Source organism: Nocardia sp. IBHARD005 (assembly GCF_052814245.1).
In genome coordinates this window covers 4141958-4165579 of record NZ_CP199935.1, presented here as the reverse complement: position 1 = coordinate 4165579, position 23622 = coordinate 4141958, and the positions used below count along the sequence as shown (strand labels likewise).

The window sequence follows — 23622 nt, the reverse complement described above, 5'->3', positions numbered from 1 at the left end:
TCCTCGTCCTTTTCGTCAGTGAATGGAGTTACTTGGCGCGCCCGAATCGGCGGGCGGTGATCTTGCGAATCAACGACATGGTCGATTCGGTGCGAGCGAAGGACTGCAATGCCATGCCGGGAATCGCGAAGCGCTGGCGTGCGATGGAATGCGAGCGGGTGAACCCGAGCAGGCCCGCGGCGCCGTGGATGCGGCCGACGCCGGACTCCCCCACCCCGCCGAACGGCAGTGCGGGAATCGCCGCGTAGGAGGCGGGGCTGTTCACCGAGGTGGCGCCTGCCCGCAGCGCGCGGGCGATCTCCATGCCACGTGCGCGGGAGAACACCGAGGAGGCCAGGCCGTAGCGCGAGGCGTTGGTCAGCCGGATCGCTTCCTCGACATCAACGACACCGCGCACGGTCAGTGTCGGTCCGAAGGTCTCCTCGCGCACCGCGGTCGAATCCTCGGGGACGTCGAGCAGCACGATCGGGCTCACGAACGGCGCCTTGATCGAGCCGGACCCACCGAAGACGGCGGTCGCGCCCTGCGCGAGCGCGTCGTCGACATGCTCGGCGACCACGTCGACCTGGCTGGGCAACGTCATCGGACCGTAGGACTGCCCCGGCGTGAGTGCGCGAACCCGCGCGGTGACCTCGGCCAGGAACTCGTCGAGCACGGAGTCGACCACATAGCAGCGTTCCGTGCCGACACAGGTCTGGCCGGAGTTCGCCATCGCCGACCACACGATCGCGTCGGCGGCGGCCGCGAGATCGGCATCCTCGGCCACGATCGCCGCGTCCTTGCCACCACATTCCAGAACCACGGGCGTGAGCCGTTCGGCGGCGGCCGCCATGATCCGCTTGCCGGTGGCGGTCGATCCGGTGAACGCGATCATGTCGACACCGGACTCCACCAGCGCGCGACCGGTGTCGCCGGGCCCGGTGACGACACTCAGAATCCCGAGGGGCAGCGTGGGGTTGGCCGTGGCGAAAGCATCGACGAACCAGTGCCCGATCCCGGTGGTGAGCTCACTGGGCTTGAACACCACGGTGTTGCCCGCGGCCAGCGCGTAGGCGATGGACCCGTTGGGCGTGTACACGGGGTAGTTCCATGGGCCGATCACGCCGACCACCCCGTGTGGACGCTGTTCGATCACCGCCTCGACATTGGCCATCATCAGCCCCGGCCACACCGTCTTCGGCTGCAAGACCTTGTGCGCGTTCGCGGCTGCCCAGTTCAGGTGTTCGACGGCGGTGATCACCTCGAGATAGGCGTCGTCGGCGGGCTTGCCGTTCTCGGCGCTGATCAGCGCGCAGAACTCGTCGACATTGTTGACGATCTGCGCGGCCCACCGTCGTAATGCCCGTTTCCGCTCGGCGAACCCGAGCTCACGCCATGGCTGCGCGGCCGCACGGGCCCGCTCGACGGCGGCGGCGACAGCCGCGGCATCGTCGATCTGCCAACTGCCGACCGGCTCGCCGGAAACGGCGTCGACAGTCGTCAGCATTGTCGCAGAAACGGGTGTGGTAGTGGGCGTTTCGGTCATCTTCGACCATCCTTCGAGTAGCACGACGCGGACTTGCGCACACTGTTGACAGTCCACCTCAGCGGCCGTTAAGTTAATCCCAATTCTCGCTAAGTTAATCATGATTCTCGCCGGTTGCAAAGAGCCACTGCGGCTCCGCGGCAGCAGGCGAGAACGTCGAAACCGGACGGAGGGCGCGATGTTGCGCACCCGATTCACCGAGGCCTTCGGTGTCGAGCACCCGATCGTGCAGGGCGGGATGATGTGGGTAGGCCGGGCCGAACTCGCGGCCGCGGTCTCGGAGGCGGGCGGCCTCGGCATCATCACCGGTCTCACCCAGCCCACACCGCAGGCCTTGCGGGAGGAGATCGCCCGCACCAGGGATCTCACCGACAAGCCGTTCGGCGTGAACCTGACGATCCTGCCGTCGATCACCCCGCCGCCGTACGCGGAGTACCGCCAGGCGATCATCGACTCCGGCGTGCCGATCGTGGAGATCGCGGGCGGCAACCCGGCCACCCACCTGCCCTATCTCGAGGACGCCGGGATCAAGGTGCTGCACAAGTGCACCAGCGTCGAACACGCGCTCAAGGCCCAGCAGGTCGGCGTCGACGCGGTGAGTATCGATGGCTTCGAATGCGCCGGTCACCCCGGCGAAAACGACACGCCAGGGCTGGTGCTCATCCCCGCCGCGGCACGCGAGCTCGAGATCCCGATGCTCGCCTCCGGTGGCATCGCGGACGCGCGCGGTCTGGTCGCGGCGATGGCACTCGGTGCCGATGGGGTGAACATGGGCACCCGGTTCCTGTGCACGGTCGAGTCGCCGATCGCGCACACGGTGAAGGAGCAGATCGTCGCCAATACCGAGCTCGACACCAAGCTGATCTTCCGGACGCTGAACAACACGGCTCGTGTCGCCGACAATGCCGTCAGCCGCCGAGTAGTCGAGATCGAGCGTGGCGGTGGCACTTTCGAGGATGTGCGTGAACTCGTGGCGGGCGCTCGTGGCCGCAAGGTCTACGAGGAGGGCGATCTGGATGCGGGCATCTGGAGCGTCGGTCAGTGCCAGGGTTTGATCCACGACATCCCCACCTGCGCCGAGCTGGTCGCGGCGATCGTGCGCGACGCCGAGGCATTGATCGCGGGCCGGCTGGCCGGCTCGATCGTCGAGGCGGTGGCCCGATGAGCGAGAGCCTGCTGAGCCACGAAGAGCACGGGATTCTGCGCCTCACGATCGACCGCCCGGCGCGGATGAACGCGATCGATCTCGAGACGATGAGCGAACTGGGCGCGACGATCATCGCGGCCCAGACCCGGCCCGAGGTCAGGGTGATCGTGCTGACCGGCGCGGGCAAGTCGTTCTGCACCGGCGCCGACCTCGCCGCGGCGGCCGCGGCGGGCGGCAACGAGGCGGCGCCGGAGACGGTGATGGATCGTGCCAATGACGTGGTGCGCGCGATCGCCGATTCCGCACTGCCGGTGATCGCGCAGGTCAACGGCCCGGCCGCCGGAGTCGGCGCCTCGATCGCACTGGCCGCCGACCTCATCTACGCCGTCGACACCGCGTATCTGCTGTTGCCGTTCACCTCCATCGGCCTGATGCCCGACGGCGGCGCTTCGGCGGTTGTCGCCGCCGCGATGGGTCGGGTTCGGGCTGCCGAACTGGCGCTGCTCGGTGCGCGGTTGCCCGCCACCGAGGCCGCGGCGGCAGGGCTGATCACCCGCAGCCTGCCCGCCGAGAAACTGTCCGCCCAGGTCGACGCCGTGGCCGCGCAGCTCGCAGCGGGCCCACGGCGCGCGCTGCAACTGACCAAGGCGGCGATCAACGCGGCGACCCTGGCCCACCTCGACGACGCGCTGGCCAGGGAGAAGACCGGCCAGGTCGAACTGCTCACCTCCGCCGATTTCCTCGAAGGAATGACCGCGATGCTGACCCGCCGCGCACCGAAATTCGACGGCGCCGTCCGCCCGATCGCCAACCCGGCCTGACAAGCACACCCCGCACAGCGTTCCTCCGCCGCGCATGGCCGGAACGCATGCGGCGGTACGCCCAGCCCCGCCCAGGAGACATGATGTCCACAGAACCGATGCGCTCGCGACGCAATCACTGGATGAACCAGATCGCGATCCACGCCACCGCCAGCCCCGACGGGCCCGCCCTTCGCTATCTCGGCAAGACCACCAGCTGGGGCGAGTTGCACTGGCGAGTCGACCGCCTCGCCGACGCGCTCGCCCGGCGCGGGGTCGGCGAGGGCGACCGCGTGATGATCTTGATGCTCAACAACACCGAGTACATCGAGTCCGTTTTCGCGATCAACACCCTCGGCGCGATCGCTGTCCCGGTCAACTTCCGGCTGACCCCACCCGAGATCGCGTACCAGATCCGCGACAGCGGCGCGACGGTGGTCATCACCGATGTCGTGCTCGCGCCGCTGGTCGGTGCCGTGTCATCGCTGACCGACGCGCTGGCCACGCGCATCGTGGTGGGCCTGCCGACCGGCGACGGGTTGCTCGGCTACGAGGACCTGGTTGTCGAGGAGGGCACCCCGCACGAGCCTCGCGATATCGCCGAGGACAGTGCCGCCCTGATCATGTACACCTCCGGCACCACCGGAAACCCCAAAGGCGCGGTGCTGACCCACCTCAACATGAACTCCCAGGCCCTCACCTGTATCCGGGCCATGCACTACCGCACCGACGACATCGCCTTCTGCGCGTCGCCGCTGTTCCATATCGCCGGATTGGGCAGTGTCGCAGCCTGTTTCGTGCTCGGCGCGCTGACCGTCCTCCACCCGCTCAAAGCTTTCGACGTCACCGAGGTGCTCGATGCCTGGGAACGCGAACGCGCCACCTCGGTGTTCCTCGTTCCCGCCCAGTGGCAGCTCGTCTGCGCCGATCCCACAGTGGCACAGCGTGACCTGCGACTGCGGGTGATCAGCTGGGGTGCCGCGCCCGCCTCGGACACGGTGCTGCGCGCGATGGCCGAGACCTTCCCGAACGCCCACAATGTGGCCGTCTTCGGGCAGACGGAGATGTCACCGATCACCTGCGTGCTCGACGGCGAGGACGCGATCCGCAAGCTCGGCTCGGTCGGCAAGCCGATCCCCACCATCGCCACCCGCATCGTCGACGACGAGATGAACGACGTCGCCGCGGGCGAGATCGGCGAAATCGTCTATCGCGGACCCACGTTGATGCGCGAGTACTGGAACAACCCGAGCGCGACCGCCGACGCGTTCGCCGGCGGCTGGTTCCACTCCGGTGATCTGGTGCGCCGCGACGAGGAGGGCTTCGTCTATGTGGTGGACCGCAAGAAGGACATGATCATCTCCGGCGGCGAGAACATCTACTGCGCCGAGGTCGAGAATGTGCTGTTCGCCCACCCCCGGATCCGCGAAGCGGCGGTGATCGGCCGACCCGACGACCGGTGGGGCGAAGTGCCCGTCGCGGTTGTCGCCGTCGCGGACGGTGGGGAGATCGGCCTGGCCGAGTTGGCGTCACACCTCGACGCCCACCTCGCCCGCTACAAGCACCCCAAGGCGCTCGTCGTCGTCGAAGCCCTGCCGCGCAACGCGGGCGGCAAGGTGATCAAGCACGAGTTGCGTGCACGGCACGGGTCGACGGCCGTGGTCCGCGGCTGAGGAACGCCTCGATCGCGGACCAGGTCGTGTCGGCGGCGGACACCATGCCCAGGTGGCCGCCGCTGACCTCGACGAACTCGACCTGGGCGGCATTCGGCAGCACATCGAGGCCGCGGCGCACCGAGTCGGCGGGCACCACCACGTCGCCGCGGCTGCCCGCCAGCAACACCCGGCAGGTGACCTTCGACAGTTCGATCACCAGGTCCGACCGCAATCGGATCGACCCGCTCGCGAGTTCGTTGCGCAGGACCAAGCTGCGGTAGATCTGCCAGTACGAGCGGCCGGGGTAACCGGTCATGGTGGCCATGAACCGGTCGGTCGCCTCCATCTTCGCCAGTGCCTCGGTGTCGAAGGCCTTGCGGGCCAAGAACATCGGCTTGGCGAGCTCGCGGTCGATGGCCTGAATCCGGAAGCCGAGCCGCACGAATTCCTGCGGGATACCGCCGAGAACCTTGGTTGCCAAGGCCATCTCCCGGCCACCGGTGACCTTGGCGACCAGGCGCAGCGGGATCAGGAACGCGGTGCGGGCCTGGTCGATCGGTGCGGCCAGGCAGGTGATGGAGGCGATCGGCAGGTCGGTGTGAGAGGCCGCGGTCAGCAGCGCCAGCACCCCACCCAGCGACCAGCCGACGATGTCGACGCCGCGGCCGTCGTGTTCTTCGGAGACCCGCGAGATCGCCTCGGGCAGGATGTCGTCGATCCAGTCCTCGAGGCCGAGATCGCGATCGGCATAACCGAATTCGCCGTAGTCGATGACGTAGGGCTGCCTGCCCTGGTCGAGCAGGAAGCGCACCAGGCTCTGCCCTGGACGCAGGTCGAAGCACGCCGTGGTCACCGCGAGCGGCGGCACGAGCAGCACCGGATTGCCCTTCGCCGACGTAGTGCGGTCGTAGCGCTTCAAGTGCCGGTGTGCGCCGTCGTACACCGTCGTCGACGGCGCGGGGCGGTAGGACTCGAGTCCACCGCCGAACGACACCGACCACACATTGCGCACCGCACGCGGCAACTCAGCAACGATCCCCATCGGTAACCCCTTACCTCACCAGTTACTGCCTGCCGGCAGACCCAATACTTCGCATCTTACCAGTGAGTAAGTTATGCCTCATGCCGCGCGACGAGCTCTCCTCGCCGAGCGATCCCTGCCATGACCGGTCGCCGAGGCGGTGATCGGACGCCCGAACAACGCCTGTAGCGCGGCGTGCGCGAGGGCGCCGAGCCCGCGACGACCCGCGGGCAGCGCGAGCACGCTGCGCACGGTGCGGGTTTCCGACGGTGTCACCCCTACACCGGCGAATCGGTCGCCGAGCCAGTTCAGGCTCAACGGGGTCGACAGCGGCAGCAAGGTGATGTGTTCGCTCGCCCGGTCGCGCAGATAGGTCACATGCGCGCCGTGCTCGCGATAGCGCTGCACGAGTGCGTCGATGTCGGCCGCCGCGATGATCTGGTCGTGTACGGCTTGCACGACCAGCAGCGGTACCGCGGGCGCCCGGTCGCCGAGCGTGAGATCGGCGAAGACGGCCAGCATCGCCTCCATCGCGAGGAGCTCGGCGACCGGGGTGCCGCTGTGCCGGTCGACGTTGTAGCGGGCCAGCCGCAGGACCGCGGCAGCGGTCGTCGACTGGGCGGCCTTGTCGAGCACCGCGCGGCCTTCGTCGCTGAAATGGGTGGCGACGAGCTCTTCGAACGCCGGATACACCCGGCGCAGCGCGGCGACGACGAGCGTCGGCAGCCCGGCGTGCAGGCTGCCGTTGAGCCGATGGAAGGTCGAGACCAGATCGCCCACCGGGGAGCCGAGCACGGCGCCGACGATGTCGAGTTCGGGCGCGTAGGTCGGCGCCATTTCCGCGGCCCATGCCGTCGCCAGACCGCCGCCCGAGTAGCCCCACAGGCCGACCTGCGCCGACGGGTCGAGCCCGCCGGGTTCGAAGGCCAGTGCCGCGCGAATGCCGTCGAGTGCGCGGTAGCCCGGTTCGCGTGGCGCTCCCCACGCGCCGAGCATGCCTTCGTGATCCGGGATCGAGATCGCCCAACCCCTGGTCAGCGCGTCGACGAAACACAGCAGCTCGACGTGCGCGAAGGTGCCGATGGCACGGGAGCCACGCTGCAACGCATAGGACGGAAACGCCCGCGGCGAGATCGCGTCGATCGCGCACTGGAACGACAGCAGTGGCGCACCGGGCGCGACACCGCCCATCGGCGCCACCACGGTGGTGACGGATGCCTCGGGCATACCGTTGAGATCGGTCGTGCGATACAGCAGCTGCCAGGCCTGCACCTTCAGCCCGATCAGACCGAACGCGGCGAGTTCGACCGGTCGCCAGCGCAGGATCGTGCCCTCGGCGAGGCTCTCGAACCCGGGCCACGGCGAGAAGAACGGATCTTTGTCCGGGAGCACGGCGTGCGTGGGCGCCGGCCAGCTTTCGGCTCTCATGCGGCCCTGCGCGCGGGCTCGCTGCGGTAGCGCGAGACCGGTCCGTCGAGACGCCACACACTCTTGGCGGGCGAGTCCCAGTCGATATCGGTGCAGGGATCGAAGTGTTTGACCACCGAGCCCTCGGACAGGCTCTGCAGGGTGTCGTGATCGCTGGACAGCGTCATCGGTGTCTCCTCGGTGCGGTTCCCACCCAGTTTAGTGGTACCGGGGGTACCACACAAGTTTTGACGCTACCTCGTGTTACATCTAGTTCTCCGTCGGCCTGGTCCAGAGCCTCCGGCCACTGATGCCCCGGCCACCGTCGATCCTTGGTGGCCTACTCCGACGTGGTCGACACACTCCACAACCTATCCGGACGACCAGGGCCGCACCGAGAACGGTGCGGCCCTGGTGGGTCGTGCCGCTGAGTCAGCCCTGCTGGCCGAACCGGCGCGGCTTCTTCGCGCCCATGATGTCGGTCCACCACGATTGCAGCGGGCTCGGTTCGGGCCAATGGACGGTCGGGTCGTCTTCCTCGGGGTCGACGGGTGTCATGTCGGACGGGTCGTCGTCGAGATCGCTGGTCATGCGGATTCTTCCTCGGATCGATCGACGGCGCCGCAGCGGGGAAACGAGAGAAGGAATGAGAGCCGGTGACTCGAGGCCGAGCGCGGCGACGACGCGTTGGTCGCCGCTGGTCCACGGCTGACCTGGATCTGTTCCACCGTACACGGCGAGGGTAAACCGGCGGTCTCGATTCATCCGCTTCAGCGCAATGCGAGTCACGTTCTGCACCAACCCGTTTCGTGCACTCGCCGGTTTGCACTGCTAACGTGTCCGCATCGCCGAATCGCCGGGCAGCGAGCCCGGACTCGACCGAACTCGCGCGCGCGGTGCCGAATCATGGTGCGGCGCAGAGGGTGTGCGGGCAGGTATCGGCGAGAACTCTCGTCGGAGAGACCGGCGAGGACCCGGCCACCGCGGCTCTTCGGTCGGTACGAACGACAAAGGAACCGATGACTCCGACGCTCGCGGTCTTCTTGTTCTCCATCGCAACCCTCGTGCTGCTCGGCGCGGTCGCGGTCGCGCTCCAGGCGCTGCGCAACGAACGTCAGATCCGCGGTCGCCTGGCGGTGGCCGAGCGCGACCTCCAAGCCAAAGACGCGGCGATGGCGCAGATGTCATTCGCCCACGCCGACGAGCTGCGTGCGCGAGAACACGAGGCGGCACTGGCCGAACGGGCCGCCGAAAAACACACCACGGCGCAGGTCGAGGCAGCACAGGAGACGACGCGCGCCCAGGTAGCCGCCGACGCCCGGTCCGCCACCAGCAACGCGGTGCGCGCGTTCGGTACCACCGTGGTCAGTCTCGGTGCCGACGTCGGCCAGGTCGTGAGCAATGCGCTGCGGGAGAACCGCAACGACGAGGTCTACGCGACGCTCACCCGGATCGACCACACGGTCCAGCAGATGATCCGCCAGGCCCAGGCCTACGTCATCGTCTCGGGCGGGCTGCCCGGCAGGCGCTGGCCGCAGCAGACCGTCGGCGACGTGGTGGGCGGCGCCACCGGGCGCGTGCGTGACTATCTGCGCGTACGCACGGGCAACTGCGAATCGGTGGTGATGAGCCGGGCGGTCGAACCGCTCGTGCACACGGTCGCGACCCTGCTCGACAACGCGCTGCGCTACTCGCCGCCGTCGTCGTTCGTCGACATCTCCTACCAGCAGGGCCACCACGGCGTCACCGTGATCATCGACGACGCGGGCGTGCGGATGAGCCGCGAACAGATGGAGGAGGCGCGCCAGGTGCTCTCCGGTGAGCGCGTGGTCGACATCAACGCGCTCGGCCCGTCACCGCGGGTCGGGTTCCCCGGTGTCGCCGCGCTCGCGCGCCGCTACGGCTTCGCCGCCTATGTCGACGGACCCAATATCTACGGCGGCACCAGGGCGATGGTGTTCGTTCCCGCGGCCCTGCTCGTCACGGCCACCGAAGTGCACCGACCCAAGCATGCCGAGGCGCCGGACCCGGTAGCACCACCACCACCCGTTTCCGAGATCAGCGCGTCGGCGCCCGAACTGGACGTGGCCGAGCTCGACCGCACCTTCGGCGGGCTGCCCAAACGCACGCGCCGCACCGTCGCCCCGGCCGACGAGCGCGCCGGCACCGGCGAGGGGCTCGCGCGCCCCGAGCTCGCGGCGGCCTGGCACAGCGGCTCCAGACACGGTCGCGCCGCGGCCGCACGCTCGACGAAAGGGCACGACAGCTGATGAGTACTCCGATCGCGAACAGCACCAACCGCCTCGCGTGGCTGCTGGACGACCTGGCTCTCGACGGTGTCCGCTTCGCGGTCTTGTTATCCGAGGACGGTCTACGCGTGGCGCACTCCGGCGCCATCACCACCGAAGACGCGGAGCGTTTCGCGGCCGCCGCGTGCGGGCTGCGCTCGTTGGGTAAGGTACTCGGCGAGTTCTGCGGCGGGCTCTCGAATACAGTGCGCCAGAACATGACCGAATACGACGAGGGCATGGTCCTGATCACGGCCGCGGGCGCGGGCACCCTGCTCGGCGTCGCCACGACCGGTGATGTGGACCTCGCCCTCGTCGCCCATCGCATGAACGAGCTGGCCGCCAGGGTCGGCCACGAACTCGGCGCGTCGCCGAGGCACCGATCGTCGACTCAGGAGTACACGCTGTGACACTGGATATTTCGCCGGACTCGCGCAGCGGCCAGGACCGGGTGCCGCTGTACTCGCCGGAGTTCGCGGCCGACCCGCAGGGCACCTACCGCGCCATGCGCAACCGCTTCGGTTCGCTGGTGCCGGTCGACCTGGTGCCCGGCGTCCCCGCCACCCTTGTGATCGGCTACCGCACCGCGGTACAGATTCTCAACGATCCCGACCATTTCCCCGCCGACCCGCGGATGTGGCAGCGCGACATCCCCGCCGACTGCCCGATACTCCCGATGATGCGTTACCGCCCCAACGCGATTCGGACCGCAGGCGTGGAACACACCCGCCACCGGCAGGTCACCGTCGCCGGCCTGGCCGGTGTCGACCTGTACCAGCTGCATCGCACCGTCGAGCAGATCGCGATGCCGGTGATCAACTCCTTCTGCGCGGACGGCAGCGCGGATCTGCTGAGCCAGTACGCCTTTCCCGTCATCTTCGCCACCATCAACGCGATGCTCGGTGTCCCCGCCGATATCGGCGGTCGGGTCGCGACCGGGATGGCGCAGATGTTCGAGGGCGGCGACACCGCGGTCGCCGGCACGCAGATGATGGAGGACGCGCTCTACGACCTGGTGCGGCTCAAGCAGAGCGAACCCGGCGACGATGTGACGACCCGGCTGGTGCAGCATCAGCAGCGGCTCACCGACGAAGAGCTGATGAACCAGGTGCTCACGCTGTACGGCGCGGGAATCGAGCCGATGCTGAATCTGATTCTCAATACGGTGCGGCTGATGCTCACCGATCATCGGTTCGCGGGCAGCCTGCTCGGCGGCAGCCTGTCCACCCGCGACGCTCTCGACGAGGTGCTCTACACCGACCCGCCGATGGCCAACTTCTGCACCACGTATCCGCGTCAGCCGATCCTGGTCGACGACGTGTGGCTGCCCGCGCATCAGCCGGTCGTCATCAGCATGGCCGCGTGCAACAACGATCCCGCGATCGGGACCGGCGATTTCCTCGACAATCGCGCGCACCTGGCGTGGAGCACCGGCCCGCACGGCTGCCCGGCGAAGTCCCCGGCCTACCTGATCGCCCAGGAGGCCATCGACCAGCTCCTCGACGCGCTGCCGGAACTCGAACTGGCGGTCCCCGCGGACGAATTGGTCTGGCGGCCGGGGCCGTTCCACCGGGCGCTGGCCGGGCTGCCGGTGGTGTTCCCGAGCATGGCCCCGCTGGTGATACCCGGTTAACTGACTACTTGCTCGGCCGACTCGGTCGGCCGAGCAAGTTCGCCTGCTACGCGCCGTGTACGTAAGCCGGCAAGTGGCGGTGACCGTTGGAGATGAAGCTGGGCACCGTGCCGAGTTCGGTCACGGGGGCGGCCAGCTTCAGGTCGGTGAACCGTTCGAACAGGGCGGGCAGCGACACCAGCGCCTCGAGGCGGGCCAGCGGCGCACCGAGGCAGTGGTGGGCCCCGTAGCCGAACGCCATGTGCGACTGCTTCTCCCGCGTGGGATCGAACTCGTCGGCGGTCTCGCCGTGCAGCTTCGGATCACGACCGGCACCGGCGTAGCTCGCCAGAATCGGGTCACCCTTGGCGATCTGCACACCATCGATATCGATGTCGTCCACCGCGAAACGCAACGGCAGATGCGCGACCGGCGACTCGAATCGCAGCGTCTCCTCGACCAGATCGGGCCAGGTGATCGCGCCGGCGCGCACACGCTCGAGCACATCGGGCCGGGTGAGCAGCGCGGTGATGGCCTGGTCGAGCAGATTCACGGTGGTCTCGTGACCGGCCGAGATCACCAGCAGCAGGGTGCCGACAAGCTCTTCCTCGGTGAGCTGGCCCTCGTCCTCGTCGCGCTGAGCGATCAGCAGGCTCGTGATGTCGTCGCCGGGCTGTTCGCGGCGCAGTGCCACCAATTCACCGAGGATCCGGTACATCTCCATGTAATTGGCCTGCGACTGCGCCGGGGTGAGCGTGGTGTCGAAGATGCCGTCGACGCAGGTGCGCAGCCCGGGGTTCAGCGATTCCGGCACCCCCATCAGCTCCGAGATCACCTGGATCGGCAGTGGGTACGCGAACTGCTCGCGCAGGTCAACCGGCTGACCGGGCGGGGTTTGTGCCAGCTCGTCGAGCAGTTCGGTGGTGATGCGCTCGACCTGTGCGCGCATGGCCTCGGTGCGGCGCGCGGTGAAGGCGGGCGCCACCAACTTGCGCAGCCTGCGGTGATCGGTGCCGTAGGCGGTGAACATGTTCGGCGCCGAAACCCACAGGTACAGCGGCCAATCCGGGGGGATCTCACCGGCGGCGAACGCGGGCCAGTGCTGGCTGGCGTCCTTGGAGACGCGGGGATCGATGAGCAGTTTCTCCAGCAGCGCGGCATCGGTGATCGACCATGCCTGCACCCCGCCCGGCAATTCGACCCTGGTGGCGGGACCGTGCGCCCTGATCTCGACGATCTCGCCCTGAATGTCTTGCCCAGTCGGATCCATTACGACCCGATTCGTCACCGTCTCCACTGTGAAACCTCTCGATCACCCGGTGCCCCGTGGACCCCGGTTCTCCGCGATCGCAACGAAACATCTTGCTGGACTAGACCTTACGGTCCGTTCGCGATGCTACCGGCGGAACGTGTTCGTCGCAGTGGACACTGGGAATGTCGATCGCAACACGAAGCCGGCCGTCCGCCGCCCGCAGCCGGGATATCAATGGCGTCCAGCTGTCCAGGCGGCGGGAATCTTGTACTGTCGCACACAGATCAGATGCTATGTCGCTGGTGGTTCTCCCTGGGCGGGCGCGCCACTGTCAAGTTACAGAGGAGCAAGGCTCATGGCCGACGTGCAGACCCCGATGATCAGGACCGATATCCCCCATTCGGCACGGATCTGGAACTACTGGATGGGCGGTAAGGACCACTACGAGATCGACAAAATCGCCGGCGACGCCGGGCTGGCGGTCGACCCGGACATCTCCACCATGGCCGTGCAGTCGCGGCAGTTCCTGATCAGGGCCGTGCGCTTCCTGGCGAAGGAGCGCGGCATCCGGCAGTTCCTCGATATCGGCACCGGGCTGCCGACGATGCAGAACACCCACGAGGTCGCCCAGGGTGTCACCCCCGAGGCCCGCGTGGTGTACGTGGACAACGACCCGCTGGTCCTCACCCACGCGCGCGCACTGCTGACCAGCACCACCGACGAAGGCGTCACCACCTACATCGACGCCGACTTCCACAACCCCGAGCAGATCGTCGCCGATGCGCGCAACGTGCTGAACTTCAACGAGCCGATCGCCGTGATGTTCATGGGCGTTCTCGGTCACGCCAAGACCTACGACGACCTGCTGCGCATCGTGGGCACGGTCGTGGGCGAGGTACCGTCGGGCAGCTACCTGATCATGTGGGACGGCACCGACGACAGCCAGGCCTACGTCACCCTGTGCGAGAACTACACCGGCACGGGCGGCACACCGTACGTCCCGCGCCCACAGGCCCAGATCCGCGGCGTCTTCGACGGCCTGGAGGTCGTCGAACCCGGCGTCGTCTCGATCACCGAGTGGCGCCCGGAAACAGCCCAGGTCGGCGAGGTCCGCCCGATCTCGGCCTATGGCGCGGTCGCCCGCAAACCCTGACCCACGCCGCGCACGGCAGCGGTCGCCACTGCCGCCGAAGGTTCCCGATCCGCCCCGTTCGATACGTGCTCGAACGGGGCGTCGACGTTGTTCCGGTGACCGCTGAGCAGCGGTTTGCCTGCCGATTCGAATGACTCCGCGAGAACAGATAAGGTGATACTAGGAGTTACACATAGTTTTCTCCTGCCGTCGCGACGTATCCGGAGAATCACATGGGCCCCCTGGCTGTTGCACTGCGCAACGCGGTCGCACTCTTGCGCGACGGTGTCGAGCCGTACGCGCCGACGCCGTCGGACATCGTCCACGACGAACCGCACCGCAGACTGCTGCGCTACCGGCGCTCCACTCCCGCCACGGGCGATCCCGTGCTGCTCGTACCACCGCTTGCCGTCACGATCTCCTGCTACGACATGCGGCCGAGCCAGAGCCTGGTGCGCTTCCTGCTCGACCTGGGGCGCGAGGTCTATGTGCTCGACTACGGCGAGATCACCTACGCGGACCGCGATCTCGGCTTCGAGGAGTGGGTCGACGACATCGTGCCGACGGCGATCGACGCGATCAGCGCGGACCACGAACACCGCACCGTCGACCTGATCGGCTGGTCGTTCGGTGGCACCATCAGCGTGCTCACCGCCGCGGGGCACCCCGACCTGCCGATCGGCTCGGTCACCGCGGTGGGAACCCCGTTCGATCAGCGCCGCAACGGCCAGATCTCGGTGGCCCGCCGGTTCGGACAACTCACCGGCGGCCGCGAGGTCACCCTGCCGGTGCGCGTCGCCGGTGGCGTGCCGAAGTACGGGGTGCGGGCCGGTTTTCGCATCCAGTCGATCGACCGCGAACTCACCAAGCCCTGGTACATCGCCCGCAATATCGCCGACACCGAAGCGCTTGCCCGCATGCAATCGGTGGATCGGTTCATGGACACCATGCCCGGCTACCCGGGCCGGTTCTATCGCCAGGCCTACCGGCAACTGATCATCCGCAACGAAATGTTCAAGGGCACAGTGCATTTGGGTCCCAATCGCGCGATCGATCTGACCGGACTCACCGCGCCGACGCAGCTGATCGGCGGCACCAAGGACGCCCTGGCCTCGTCGGCGTCCGTCGCGGCGGGCATCGGAGTCCTCACCGGCGCGTCGGAGGTTCGCTTCACCGAGGTCGCGGGAAGCCACCTCGGCATCATCGCGGGCCCGGCCGCCCGCGACACCACGTGGGCGACGATCGCGGACTTCCTCGACAGTGTGCGCTCGCCCAGCAGGACCCCCTCACCCACCCACTGACCGGACCGTCGATGAACTGGGGCCAGCGAATAGTTCGCACCCCCGTTCACCGGGACGCGCCACTGACAGCGCGGGTATCACGCGCCGCGCATGGCGCGATAGACGGCCGAGCCGACGAAGGCGCCGAGATCATCGGGATTCCACTGGTCCTGGTTGGCGAACAGGGTACGGACCGCGCTTTCGGCGGCCGACACCCACAGCTCCACCAGCGCGGGCAATTTGCGCTCGGCGTCGTCGATGCCCCATGCCTGCAAGGTCGGACGCAGCAGCGCCGTGCACCGCTCGACCGCGAGCCGGCGACCACGACCGAATGAGCCGACGACCGCGGGGTCGGGGTTGCCGTAGATCAGTCGCCACGCGTCGGGACGATCGGCGGCCTTGTGGAGCAGCGTGCGGAACCCCTCGACGAAGACCGTCTCGTCGGCGTTGGTCGCGCGCGGCGGCAGCACGTCGAGCACACCGGAGATCAGGAAACTCTCCTCGCGCTGGATCAGCGCGTCGATCAATTCGACCCGATCCGGGAAGCACGCATACACCACCGGGCGGGTCACCTTCATGTAGTCCGCGACCGCACCCATCGTGACCGCGGCGACGCCGTCGTCGGCGGCGATGGCCAGTGCCGCGTCGAGCACCTGCGGCCTGCGCCGCTCGGGGCCGAGGTGCGCGGCCCGCCCTCGCCGCTGCACTGCCGACTCGCTAACCATGAGCCCACAATAGCAACCCATCCGACGTTCCTACATCTTTGTACGAAAATGCTACAGTGACGAATGAAGCGTCCCGACCCTGCCGGACGCCCGCAGGAGGAGCGACGATGCCCCAGGATTTGTTCAACCCGAACACCGCCGGCTTCGCCCAGTTCGATCCGGAAACGCGCAGGCTGTTGCGCGCGACGGTCGACTGGTTCGAGACGCGCGGCAAGACCCAGTTGCTCGATGACGATCGATCCCGCGTCTGGCCGTCGGACTTCCTCGACTTCGTCAAGCGCGAGCGCCTGTTCGCCACCTTCCTCACCCCGGCGGCCCAGGCCGGCGGCGACCCGAACAAGCGCTGGGACACCGCACGCAACGCCATGCTGAGCCAGATTTTCGGCTTCTACGGCATGACCTACTGGTACATCTGGCAGGTCACCATCCTGGGTCTGGGCCCGATCTGGCAGAGCGACAACACCGCGGCCAAGAAGAAAGCCGCCGCGCAACTCGACTCCGGTGAGATCTTCGCCTTCGGCCTGTCGGAGAAGGAGCACGGCGCCGACGTGTACTCCACCGACATGATCGTCGACCCGCAGCCCGACGGTGGCTACACCGCGACCGGCGGCAAGTACTACATCGGCAACGGCAACCTGGCCTCGATGGTCTCGGTGTTCGGCCGTCGTTCGGACAAGCCGATCATCGACAGCGCAGCGGCATTGCGAGGCAAGCCGACTCAGCAGGATTACGAGGGGTATCTCTTCTTCGTCGCCGACTCCCAGCACGCGGCGTACAAGCTGCGCAAGAATGTCGTCAACAGCCAGATCTATGTCGCTGCTTTCGATCTGGAGAACTACCCCGTCGCCGAGGAGGACATCCTCCACCGCGGCGAGGACGCGTTCCACGCGGCGATGAACACGGTAAACGTGGGCAAGTTCAACCTCGGCTTCGGCGCGGTCGGCGCCTGTGAGCACTCCTTCTACGAGGCGATCAACCACGCCGAGAACCGAATTCTGTTCGGGCACAAGGTCACCGAGTTCCCACAGGTCCGGGCGCTGATCACCGATTCCTACGCGCGCATCGCCGCAATGAAGCTCTACAGCGCCCGCGCGGTGGACTACATGCGTTCGGCGTCGCCCGACGACCGTCGCTACCTGCTGTTCAACGCCATCGAGAAGATGTCGGTGACTCGCCAGGGACAGCACGTGATCGAGGACCTCGCCGACGTGATCGCCGCGCGTGGGTTCGAGAACGACATGTACTTCCCGGTCGCGATGACCGCCATGTTCGGCCTCCCCCGGCTCGAGGGCACCGTCCACGTCAACATGGCGCTGTCGCTGAAGTTCATGGCCAACTACATGTTCCACCCCGCCGATGCCGGCCTGGCTGCGATGCAGTCACTGCCGGGCGCCTCGGTGGCATCCACGGGAACCACCCGTGCGGTCGCCGGTGCGCTGAGCTGGTCGAGTCGCAAGATCACCCCGCGCCTCGGCGCGGTCGTGAAGCCTCTGCGTGCCGAATTCGCCAGTGCCGCTTATGCTTCGGTGCCATCGCGCCACGACACCGCCGACGACGAGTTCCTGTTCCGGCAGGGCCCGAGCAGTGGTCTCGGCCGGATTCGCTTCGCGGACTGGCGACCGGTTTTCGAGAGCTTCCGCGAGGTACCCAATGTGGCGGTGTTCCTCGAGCAGGTGCTCGCGCTGCAGGCCCTGCTCGCGGTTGCCGCACCGACGTCGTCGCAGCAGCAGGACGTGGACTTCCTGTTCGCGTTCGGTGAGCTGTTCACCGCGGTGCCCTACGCGCAGCTGGTGCTGGAGCAGGCACGCATCGACGGCACCGATCCAGCGGTGATCGACCAGATCTTCGACGGCTTCGTGCGCACCTTCTCCGCGAACGCGCTCAACCTGCACAACAAGCCGACCGCCACCCCCACCCAGCAGCGCCGGGCCCTCGACCTGGTTCGTCGGCCGGTCTTCGACGAATCTCGTTTCGAGCGTGTCCTCGGCAAGGCGCGCGCGCTGGCCGGGACGTACGAGATGAAGGCCTGACGCAGCAGCGACGGTTGCCTCCGTGTATCGAGCGGAGGCCACCGAGGTCAGTCGAGTGGCGGCGCTGTTTCGGTGATGGTGGCCAAGGTCGCTGCCACCGACATATCGGGCTCGATGACCACGCCCTTCTCTCGAAGAAAGCCGTCGAACAACTGGACGACGGCATTGGTCGTCCGATCGACGAACAGTGCCGTCGGTTCCGGCAGCGGAACGGGATCGGTGTCGAGCCACAGGTCGGTGACGGCCATGACGAAACCGACGATGCCGCGCAGCAGATGATCGATACCGTCGGTATCAAGCGCGACCGAGGACAGCACACTGCGGCTGCGGTCGGCCAGATCGTGCGACAGGCGCCGACCGATGTCCAACGGCCGAGCGGCCGGATCGGCGCCCGAGACGCTCTGGGTGAGGACGAGGAACCGGAACACGTCGGGATGTTCGGCGATGACCCCGGCGTAGGCGGTGAGGAACCGATGGATCGTGACCCTGGGCGGCTGCATGATGAGCGAGAGATCCGGCGCGACGGCCGCGTAGATCTGCGCGACGAGCCAATCCGAGACCGCGCCGTCGAGCTCGGATTTGTCGGCGAACATGCGGTACAGACGCGGTTTGGCGACGCCCATCTCGCGAGCGAGCGCCTCCATGCTCAGCTGGGGTCCGTCGCGGTCGATGCACCGCACCGCGCCCGCGATGACCTGTTCGCGGGTGAGCAACCGTACGGGCGACCGGCGAGCCGGTCTAGACGATGTAGTCACTGTTCTCCCTGATCCGCCCTTCGCGTACGGCCAGGATAGCGGCGTTCGGCCAGAGATCTGCCGCCGTATCGCGGGCGGACTCAGAGGGGGTGTTGACAGCGGCCTTTCCAATCCTCAAGATATTCCCGGTACTGCGCGTACCAGAAAATGGTACCGGCGGTACTATTGATGGCGCACGGAGCAACGAAGCCCCGTGCCGGAAGGAGTCTCGTATGACGCGCGAAACCGGCAACCACACCCCCGGGGCAGCGTCATCCAGAACACATCTGGTGCGCAACGGCGACATTTCGCTCGCTGTCTACGAATTCGGCCCACAAGACGGCATTCCGGTGGTTCTAGTCCACGGTTGGCCCGATACCCATCACTTATGGGACGGCGTCGTTCCACTGCTGTCGGACAAATATCGGGTGATCTCCTACGACACCCGCGGTTATGGCGAGTCCAGCGCGCCGACCCAGGTCTCGGCCTACCAGCTGAGCAAGCTCGCGACCGACTTCTTCGCCGTGGTGGAGGCCGTGAGCCCCACCGAACCCGTGCACGTCGTGGCCCACGACTGGGGCTCGGTGCAGATCTGGGAAGCGGTGTGCGAGCCGGGCGCCAACCAGTACGTCGCGTCGTTCACCTCGATCTCGGGCCCGAACCTGGACCACCTGGCCACCTGGATGCGTCGTGGCGTGCTGTCGGGCACCCCGCGCGGGATCTGGGGCACGCTCAGCCAGTGCCTGTCCTCGGCGTACACCGTCTTCTTCATGCTGCCGATCCTGCCCGGCCTGTTCTTCCGGCTCGTCGGCACCGAGAAGATCTGGAAGCTGTTCCTTCGCGTGATCGAGGGCACGCCCGCTGATCAGATCTCGCTGGCGCCGACGCTGAAACAGGACATGATCTCGGGGCTGCGCTTCTACCAGGCCAACATCATCGCCCGCATGTTCGGGCCCAGGGAACGCCGCACCACCGTGCCGGTGCAGTTGCTGGTCAACACCCGCGACATCGCCGTGCGCCCCGCCGGCTACGACGACACCGCGAAGTGGGCCGATCAGGTCATCCGCCACGACCTGCCGCGCGGGCACTGGCTGCCCTACTCCGACCCCGCCACGATCGCCGAATACGCCGACGCGTTCATCCAGGCTCAGCCCAAGTAGCGACGAATGAGAGATAAGCCAATGCTCGACTTCGACATCGTCATTACCGACGGTCTCTGGTTCGACGGCACCGGAGCCGCGTCCGCACAGCGCACGATCGGCATCCGCGACGGCATCGTCGAGGCCGTCTCCGTGGACCCGCTGCCGATCGGCGCAGGCACCGAGGTGATCGACGCCGCGGGCAAATGGGTGCTGCCCGGTTTCGTCGACGTGCACACCCACTACGACGCCGAACTGCTGATCAAGCCCGAGCTGTCGGAGTCGCTGCGACACGGCGTCACCACGGTCGTCGTCGGCAACTGCTCGCTGTCGACCGTGCTGGCGTCCAACGCCGACTGCGCGGATCTGTTCAGCCGTGTCGAAGCCGTGCCGCGCGACGCGGTGCACGATGCCCTGGACAAGCACCGCACCTGGTCGGATCCGGTCGAGTACGCCAAAGCGCTGGACTCGCTGCCACTCGGCCCCAATGTCGCCGCGTTCCTCGGGCACTCCGATCTGCGCACGCATGTGCTCGGGCTCGGCCGCGCGGTCACCCGCGACACCAAACCCACCGCTGCCGAGATCGAGCAGATGACCACCCTGCTCGACGCCGCGGTCGACGCCGGCTTCCTCGGATTGTCGTCGATGACGAACAAACTCGACAAGATCGACGGCGACGAATACCGGTCGCGGTCGCTGCCGTCGACCTACACCCGTGGCAAAGAGGTGCGCGCGCTCAACAAGGTGCTGCGCAAGCGCGGCCGGGTTCTGCAGAGCGCCCCGACGGTCAGCCTGAACCCCAATATCGCCAAGTTCTTCCTCGCCAGCGCCGGTATCGGCCGGCCGAGGCTGCGCACCTCGCTGCTGTCGGCGGCCGACTCCAAGGCCTACCCGCCGCTGGTGTGGTTCATGCTCTACGCCGCGCCGCTGCTGAATCGGTTCGCCCGCACCAACTTCCGGTGGCAGCACCTGCCCGTGCCGTTCACCGTCTACGCCGACGGCATCGACCTGGTGGTGTTCGAGGAGTTCGGTGCGGGCGCCGCGGCCCTGCATCTGAAGGATCAGGTCGAACGCAACGAGTTGCTCGAGAGCGAGCCGTACCGTCGCTGGTTCCGCAAGCAGTACGACAACAAGTTCACCCCGCGCATCTGGCACCGCAACTTCTTCGATGCCGAGATCATCGCCTGCCCCGATGAATCAGTGGTCGGCAAGTCGATCGGTCAAGTCGGCAAGGACCGTGGCCTGCATCCGGTCGACGCTTACCTCGACATGGTGGTCGAATACGGTTGCACACTGCGCTGGCGCACCACGATCGCCAACGATCGCCCCGAGTACCTGAACAAGCTTGCCGCGAGCCCCGGCGTGCAGATGGGATTCGGCGACGCGGGCGCGCACCTGCGCAACATGTCGTTCTACAACTTCCCGCTGCGTCTACTCGAAAGAGTGCTGCGCGCTCAGGAATCCGGCACACCGTTCCTGAGCACCGAACGTGCCGTCCACCGGCTCACCGGTGAACTCGCCGACTGGTATCAGATCGACGCCGGTCACCTGCGTCAGGGCGACCGGGCCGACCTGGTCGTGATCGACCCCGCCGGGCTCGACGACGAGGTGCACCAGCTCCACGAAGCTCCACTGCCCGAGTTCGGGCTCGACCGCATGGTCAACCGCAACGACCGCGCTGTCGTCGCGACCGTTGTCAACGGCCGCCGTGTCTTCGGCGCGGGCGAGGTCACGCCCGGCATCGGCGCGGACTGGGGAACCGGGCAGTTCCTGCGCGCCGGCCACGACAACTCCGCTCCCCTCGCACAGGAGACCCGATGAAACTCCCGTTCCGTCGCGCACCCAGGACCGTGCGTGCACCTGATGTCGCCCTGCAGGCACGCAACGTGAAGTTCGACTGGACCTGCGCGCCACTGCACTGGATGCCGTCCGAGCCGATCGCCTCGCACGTGGTGAACTCGCTGAACCTGCTGCTGCCCGAAGGCGAGCGGATGTTCTGCGCCACCTACCGCGACGCGTTGCCCTACGTGCGCGACGCCAAGGTGCGCGAGGCCATGCTCGGGTTCATCGGCCAGGAATCGATGCACGCCGAAACCCATGCCAAGGTGCTCGACCAGGTTTTCGCCGCCCACCACATCGACACCGCGCCGTATACCCGCCAGATGGAGTACGTCTTCCGCAACTCGCTCGGCGCACGCGAGGGCAGCCCGCACGCGGCACAGACCCGCCTGGTCGAACGGTTGACGTTCATCGCCAGCCTCGAGCACTTCTTCGCGTGGCTCGGTGACTGGATTCTCAACGCCGACCTGGAATCCCACGGCGCCGAACCACGCGTGCTCGACCTGTTCCGCTGGCACGGCGCCGAGGAAGTCGAACATCGGCGTGTCGCCCACGATGTCGCGATCTACTTCCGGGCCGGGTATGTGCGGCGTGCGGGAATCATGCTGCTCGTGATCCCGATCTTGCTCAGCTTGATCGCGCGCGGCACGAAGTACCTGGTCAATCAGGATCCGGAGCTGCCGAATATCGGCTATCCCCGACTGATCTGGAAGATCCTGGGGGCGATGTGGCGGGGCGCGCTGCCCGGCATTCCGGCACTGCTGATCAGTGCCGGATCCACGTTCAACCCGCGCTACGACCCGGCGAATGTCGGCTCGACCGAACAGGCGATCGCCTATCTGGCCAAGTCACCGGCGGCTAGGGCGGCGGCGTCGTGACCGTGTACCCCGCACCCGTAGTGATCCCGCCGGACCTGTATGGCAAACACGATCACGACCCGACGACCCGAGTGCTGGACACGGTCGCCAACCTGCGCGTGCGCTGGTCGACATTGATCAACCGCCGTCCCATCCTCACCAGGACCGACGATGCCCGCTTCCCGGTGGTCGTCACCGACCGGGTGCTGGTAGCCGAGGATCAGGCGGTCATCACGCTGGGGCTGCGCGCCCCCGATGGTGCTCAGCTACCCCCGTGGGCGCCGGGCGCGCACATCGACATCGAACTCCCGTCCGGGCGCCTCCGGCACTATTCGTTGTGCGGCGATCCGGCCGAGACCGGGGAGTACCGCATCGCGGTACGTCGCATTCCGCACGGCGGCGGCGGGTCGATCGAGGTCCATGACGCGCTGCCGGTCGGGACCGCAGTGGTGATCCGCGGCCCACGCAACGCGTTCCCGTTCGCGCCGCCCGGACGTGGCTCGTCGGCGAAACGCCTGCACTTCGTCGCGGGTGGCATCGGTATCACCCCGATTCTGGCGATGGCCCGTGCCGCCGACAGGCTCGGCATCGCCTGGACCCTGGTCTACTGCGGGCGCAGCCGCGACACCTTGCCCTTCCTCGACGAGCTCGCCGACCTCGCCGGACACGTGGTGGTGCGGACCGACGACGAGCACGCAACACCGAGTGCCGCAGACCTTCTCGACGGTGTCGACCACGACACGGCGATCTACTGCTGTGGACCGACCCCGATGACAGCCGCTCTCGTCGCCGCTGTGCGCACGATGCCGGGCATCGAGTTCCACTCCGAGAGGTTCTCCCCCGCACCGGTTGTCGACGGCACCGCGTTCGAGGTGGAGTTGGCAGGCACCGGCGAGGTCGTCCCCGTCGCCGCCGACCAGACCATGCTCGACGCACTGCTCGCGGTGCGCCCCGACCAGCCCTACTCGTGTCGCCAGGGCTTCTGCCGCACCTGTGTGGTCCGCGTCGTGGACGGCACACCCGACCATCGCGACAGCGCGCTGACCCCCGACGAACACGACGCAGGGGTCACGCTGACGTGCGTCTCGCGCTGCGTGGGAAAACGCCTCGTCCTCGACCTCTGAGCAGGAAGCTGTGAGCGGTGCCAACGTGATGCCGCACGCACTGGGTCGAGGTGTT

The 23622-nt window shown here is 67.4% G+C and carries 21 protein-coding genes; 13 read left to right on the top strand and 8 right to left on the bottom strand.

Annotated elements, in window-relative coordinates; translation table 11 throughout:
- Window positions 1-28 precede the first annotated feature (28 nt).
- Window positions 29-1525: an aldehyde dehydrogenase family protein gene (locus ACTWPB_RS19615; RefSeq protein WP_446222045.1), complete on the bottom strand. Its 1497-nt coding sequence runs from the start codon at window positions 1523-1525 to the stop codon at window positions 29-31.
- A gap of 178 nt (window positions 1526-1703) precedes the next feature.
- Between ACTWPB_RS19615 and ACTWPB_RS19610 the strand changes: the two genes are divergently transcribed.
- From ACTWPB_RS19610 to fadD5, 3 genes are all read left to right on the top strand, one after another.
- A complete protein-coding gene (locus ACTWPB_RS19610) occupies window positions 1704-2690 on the top strand; it encodes an NAD(P)H-dependent flavin oxidoreductase (RefSeq protein WP_446222044.1) in 987 nt (328 codons plus the stop codon).
- Window positions 2687-3493: an enoyl-CoA hydratase-related protein gene (locus ACTWPB_RS19605; RefSeq protein ID WP_446222043.1), complete on the top strand. Its 807-nt coding sequence runs from the start codon at window positions 2687-2689 to the stop codon at window positions 3491-3493. Before ACTWPB_RS19610 ends, ACTWPB_RS19605 begins: the two co-directional genes overlap by 4 nt.
- A gap of 83 nt (window positions 3494-3576) precedes the next feature.
- Complete coding sequence (fadD5, locus tag ACTWPB_RS19600) at window positions 3577-5145, top strand: fatty-acid--CoA ligase FadD5 (protein ID WP_446226418.1); 1569 nt, start codon at window positions 3577-3579, stop codon at window positions 5143-5145.
- Here fadD5 and ACTWPB_RS19595 read toward each other — a convergent pair.
- From ACTWPB_RS19595 to ACTWPB_RS19580, 4 genes are all read right to left on the bottom strand, one after another.
- Window positions 5093-6169 (bottom strand): alpha/beta fold hydrolase, encoded by a 1077-nt coding sequence (locus ACTWPB_RS19595; RefSeq protein WP_446222042.1) that lies wholly within the window; start codon window positions 6167-6169, stop codon window positions 5093-5095. The two genes, fadD5 and ACTWPB_RS19595, sit on opposite strands and share 53 nt — an antisense overlap.
- A gap of 78 nt (window positions 6170-6247) precedes the next feature.
- The gene (locus ACTWPB_RS19590; protein ID WP_446222041.1) at window positions 6248-7576 is read right to left on the bottom strand and encodes a lipase family protein; all 1329 of its coding nucleotides are present in this window, start codon (window positions 7574-7576) and stop codon (window positions 6248-6250) included.
- On the bottom strand, window positions 7573-7743 hold the full coding sequence (locus tag ACTWPB_RS19585) for a diiron oxygenase (RefSeq protein WP_446222040.1): 171 nt from the start codon (window positions 7741-7743) through the stop codon (window positions 7573-7575). The genes ACTWPB_RS19590 and ACTWPB_RS19585 overlap by 4 nt, the downstream gene beginning before the upstream one ends.
- Window positions 7744-7987: 244 nt before the next feature.
- Window positions 7988-8146 carry a hypothetical protein gene (locus tag ACTWPB_RS19580; RefSeq protein ID WP_446222039.1) on the bottom strand — a complete coding sequence of 53 codons (159 nt, stop codon included), beginning with the start codon at window positions 8144-8146 and terminating at the stop codon, window positions 7988-7990.
- A gap of 428 nt (window positions 8147-8574) precedes the next feature.
- On the opposite strand from ACTWPB_RS19580, the gene ACTWPB_RS19575 reads away from it, so the two are divergent.
- The 3 genes from ACTWPB_RS19575 to ACTWPB_RS19565 are packed head-to-tail and all read left to right on the top strand — an operon-like array spanning window position 8575 to window position 11476.
- Entirely contained in the window at window positions 8575-9825 is a 1251-nt protein-coding gene (locus ACTWPB_RS19575) for a sensor histidine kinase (protein ID WP_446222038.1), read from the top strand.
- Entirely contained in the window at window positions 9825-10253 is a 429-nt protein-coding gene (locus ACTWPB_RS19570; protein ID WP_446222037.1) for a roadblock/LC7 domain-containing protein, read from the top strand. The genes ACTWPB_RS19575 and ACTWPB_RS19570 overlap by 1 nt, the downstream gene beginning before the upstream one ends.
- A gap of 2 nt (window positions 10254-10255) precedes the next feature.
- Window positions 10256-11476, top strand: coding sequence for a cytochrome P450 (locus ACTWPB_RS19565; protein ID WP_446226417.1), 1221 nt, complete (start codon window positions 10256-10258; stop codon window positions 11474-11476).
- Window positions 11477-11522: 46 nt separating this feature from the next.
- Here ACTWPB_RS19565 and ACTWPB_RS19560 read toward each other — a convergent pair whose 3' ends face one another.
- Entirely contained in the window at window positions 11523-12725 is a 1203-nt protein-coding gene (locus ACTWPB_RS19560) for a cytochrome P450 family protein (RefSeq protein WP_446226416.1), read from the bottom strand.
- A 337-nt stretch (window positions 12726-13062) separates the two neighbouring features.
- On the opposite strand from ACTWPB_RS19560, the gene ACTWPB_RS19555 reads away from it, so the two are divergent.
- Together ACTWPB_RS19555 and ACTWPB_RS19550 are read left to right on the top strand one after the other, a co-directional pair.
- Window positions 13063-13860 (top strand): SAM-dependent methyltransferase, encoded by a 798-nt coding sequence (locus ACTWPB_RS19555; protein WP_446222036.1) that lies wholly within the window; start codon window positions 13063-13065, stop codon window positions 13858-13860.
- 212 nt (window positions 13861-14072) lie between these two features.
- Entirely contained in the window at window positions 14073-15140 is a 1068-nt protein-coding gene (locus ACTWPB_RS19550; RefSeq protein WP_446222035.1) for an alpha/beta hydrolase, read from the top strand.
- 77 nt (window positions 15141-15217) lie between these two features.
- Here ACTWPB_RS19550 and ACTWPB_RS19545 read toward each other — a convergent pair whose 3' ends face one another.
- A complete protein-coding gene (locus tag ACTWPB_RS19545) occupies window positions 15218-15844 on the bottom strand; it encodes a TetR/AcrR family transcriptional regulator (RefSeq protein ID WP_446222034.1) in 627 nt (208 codons plus the stop codon).
- Between the two features lie 107 nt (window positions 15845-15951).
- On the opposite strand from ACTWPB_RS19545, the gene ACTWPB_RS19540 reads away from it, so the two are divergent.
- Window positions 15952-17874: an acyl-CoA dehydrogenase family protein gene (locus tag ACTWPB_RS19540; RefSeq protein ID WP_446222033.1), complete on the top strand. Its 1923-nt coding sequence runs from the start codon at window positions 15952-15954 to the stop codon at window positions 17872-17874.
- 47 nt (window positions 17875-17921) lie between these two features.
- Here the strand turns inward: ACTWPB_RS19540 and ACTWPB_RS19535 are convergent, their stop codons facing one another.
- Window positions 17922-18629 carry a TetR/AcrR family transcriptional regulator gene (locus tag ACTWPB_RS19535; RefSeq protein ID WP_446222032.1) on the bottom strand — a complete coding sequence of 236 codons (708 nt, stop codon included), beginning with the start codon at window positions 18627-18629 and terminating at the stop codon, window positions 17922-17924.
- Between the two features lie 212 nt (window positions 18630-18841).
- On the opposite strand from ACTWPB_RS19535, the gene ACTWPB_RS19530 reads away from it, so the two are divergent.
- The 4 genes from ACTWPB_RS19530 to ACTWPB_RS19515 are packed head-to-tail and all read left to right on the top strand — an operon-like array spanning window position 18842 to window position 23567.
- On the top strand, window positions 18842-19768 hold the full coding sequence (locus tag ACTWPB_RS19530; protein ID WP_446222031.1) for an alpha/beta fold hydrolase: 927 nt from the start codon (window positions 18842-18844) through the stop codon (window positions 19766-19768).
- A gap of 21 nt (window positions 19769-19789) precedes the next feature.
- Entirely contained in the window at window positions 19790-21568 is a 1779-nt protein-coding gene (locus ACTWPB_RS19525) for an N-acyl-D-amino-acid deacylase family protein (protein WP_446226415.1), read from the top strand.
- Entirely contained in the window at window positions 21565-22464 is a 900-nt protein-coding gene (locus ACTWPB_RS19520) for a metal-dependent hydrolase (RefSeq protein ID WP_446222030.1), read from the top strand. Before ACTWPB_RS19525 ends, ACTWPB_RS19520 begins: the two co-directional genes overlap by 4 nt.
- A complete protein-coding gene (locus ACTWPB_RS19515) occupies window positions 22461-23567 on the top strand; it encodes a PDR/VanB family oxidoreductase (protein WP_446222029.1) in 1107 nt (368 codons plus the stop codon). The genes ACTWPB_RS19520 and ACTWPB_RS19515 overlap by 4 nt, the downstream gene beginning before the upstream one ends.
- The last annotated feature ends 55 nt before the right edge of the window (window positions 23568-23622 follow it).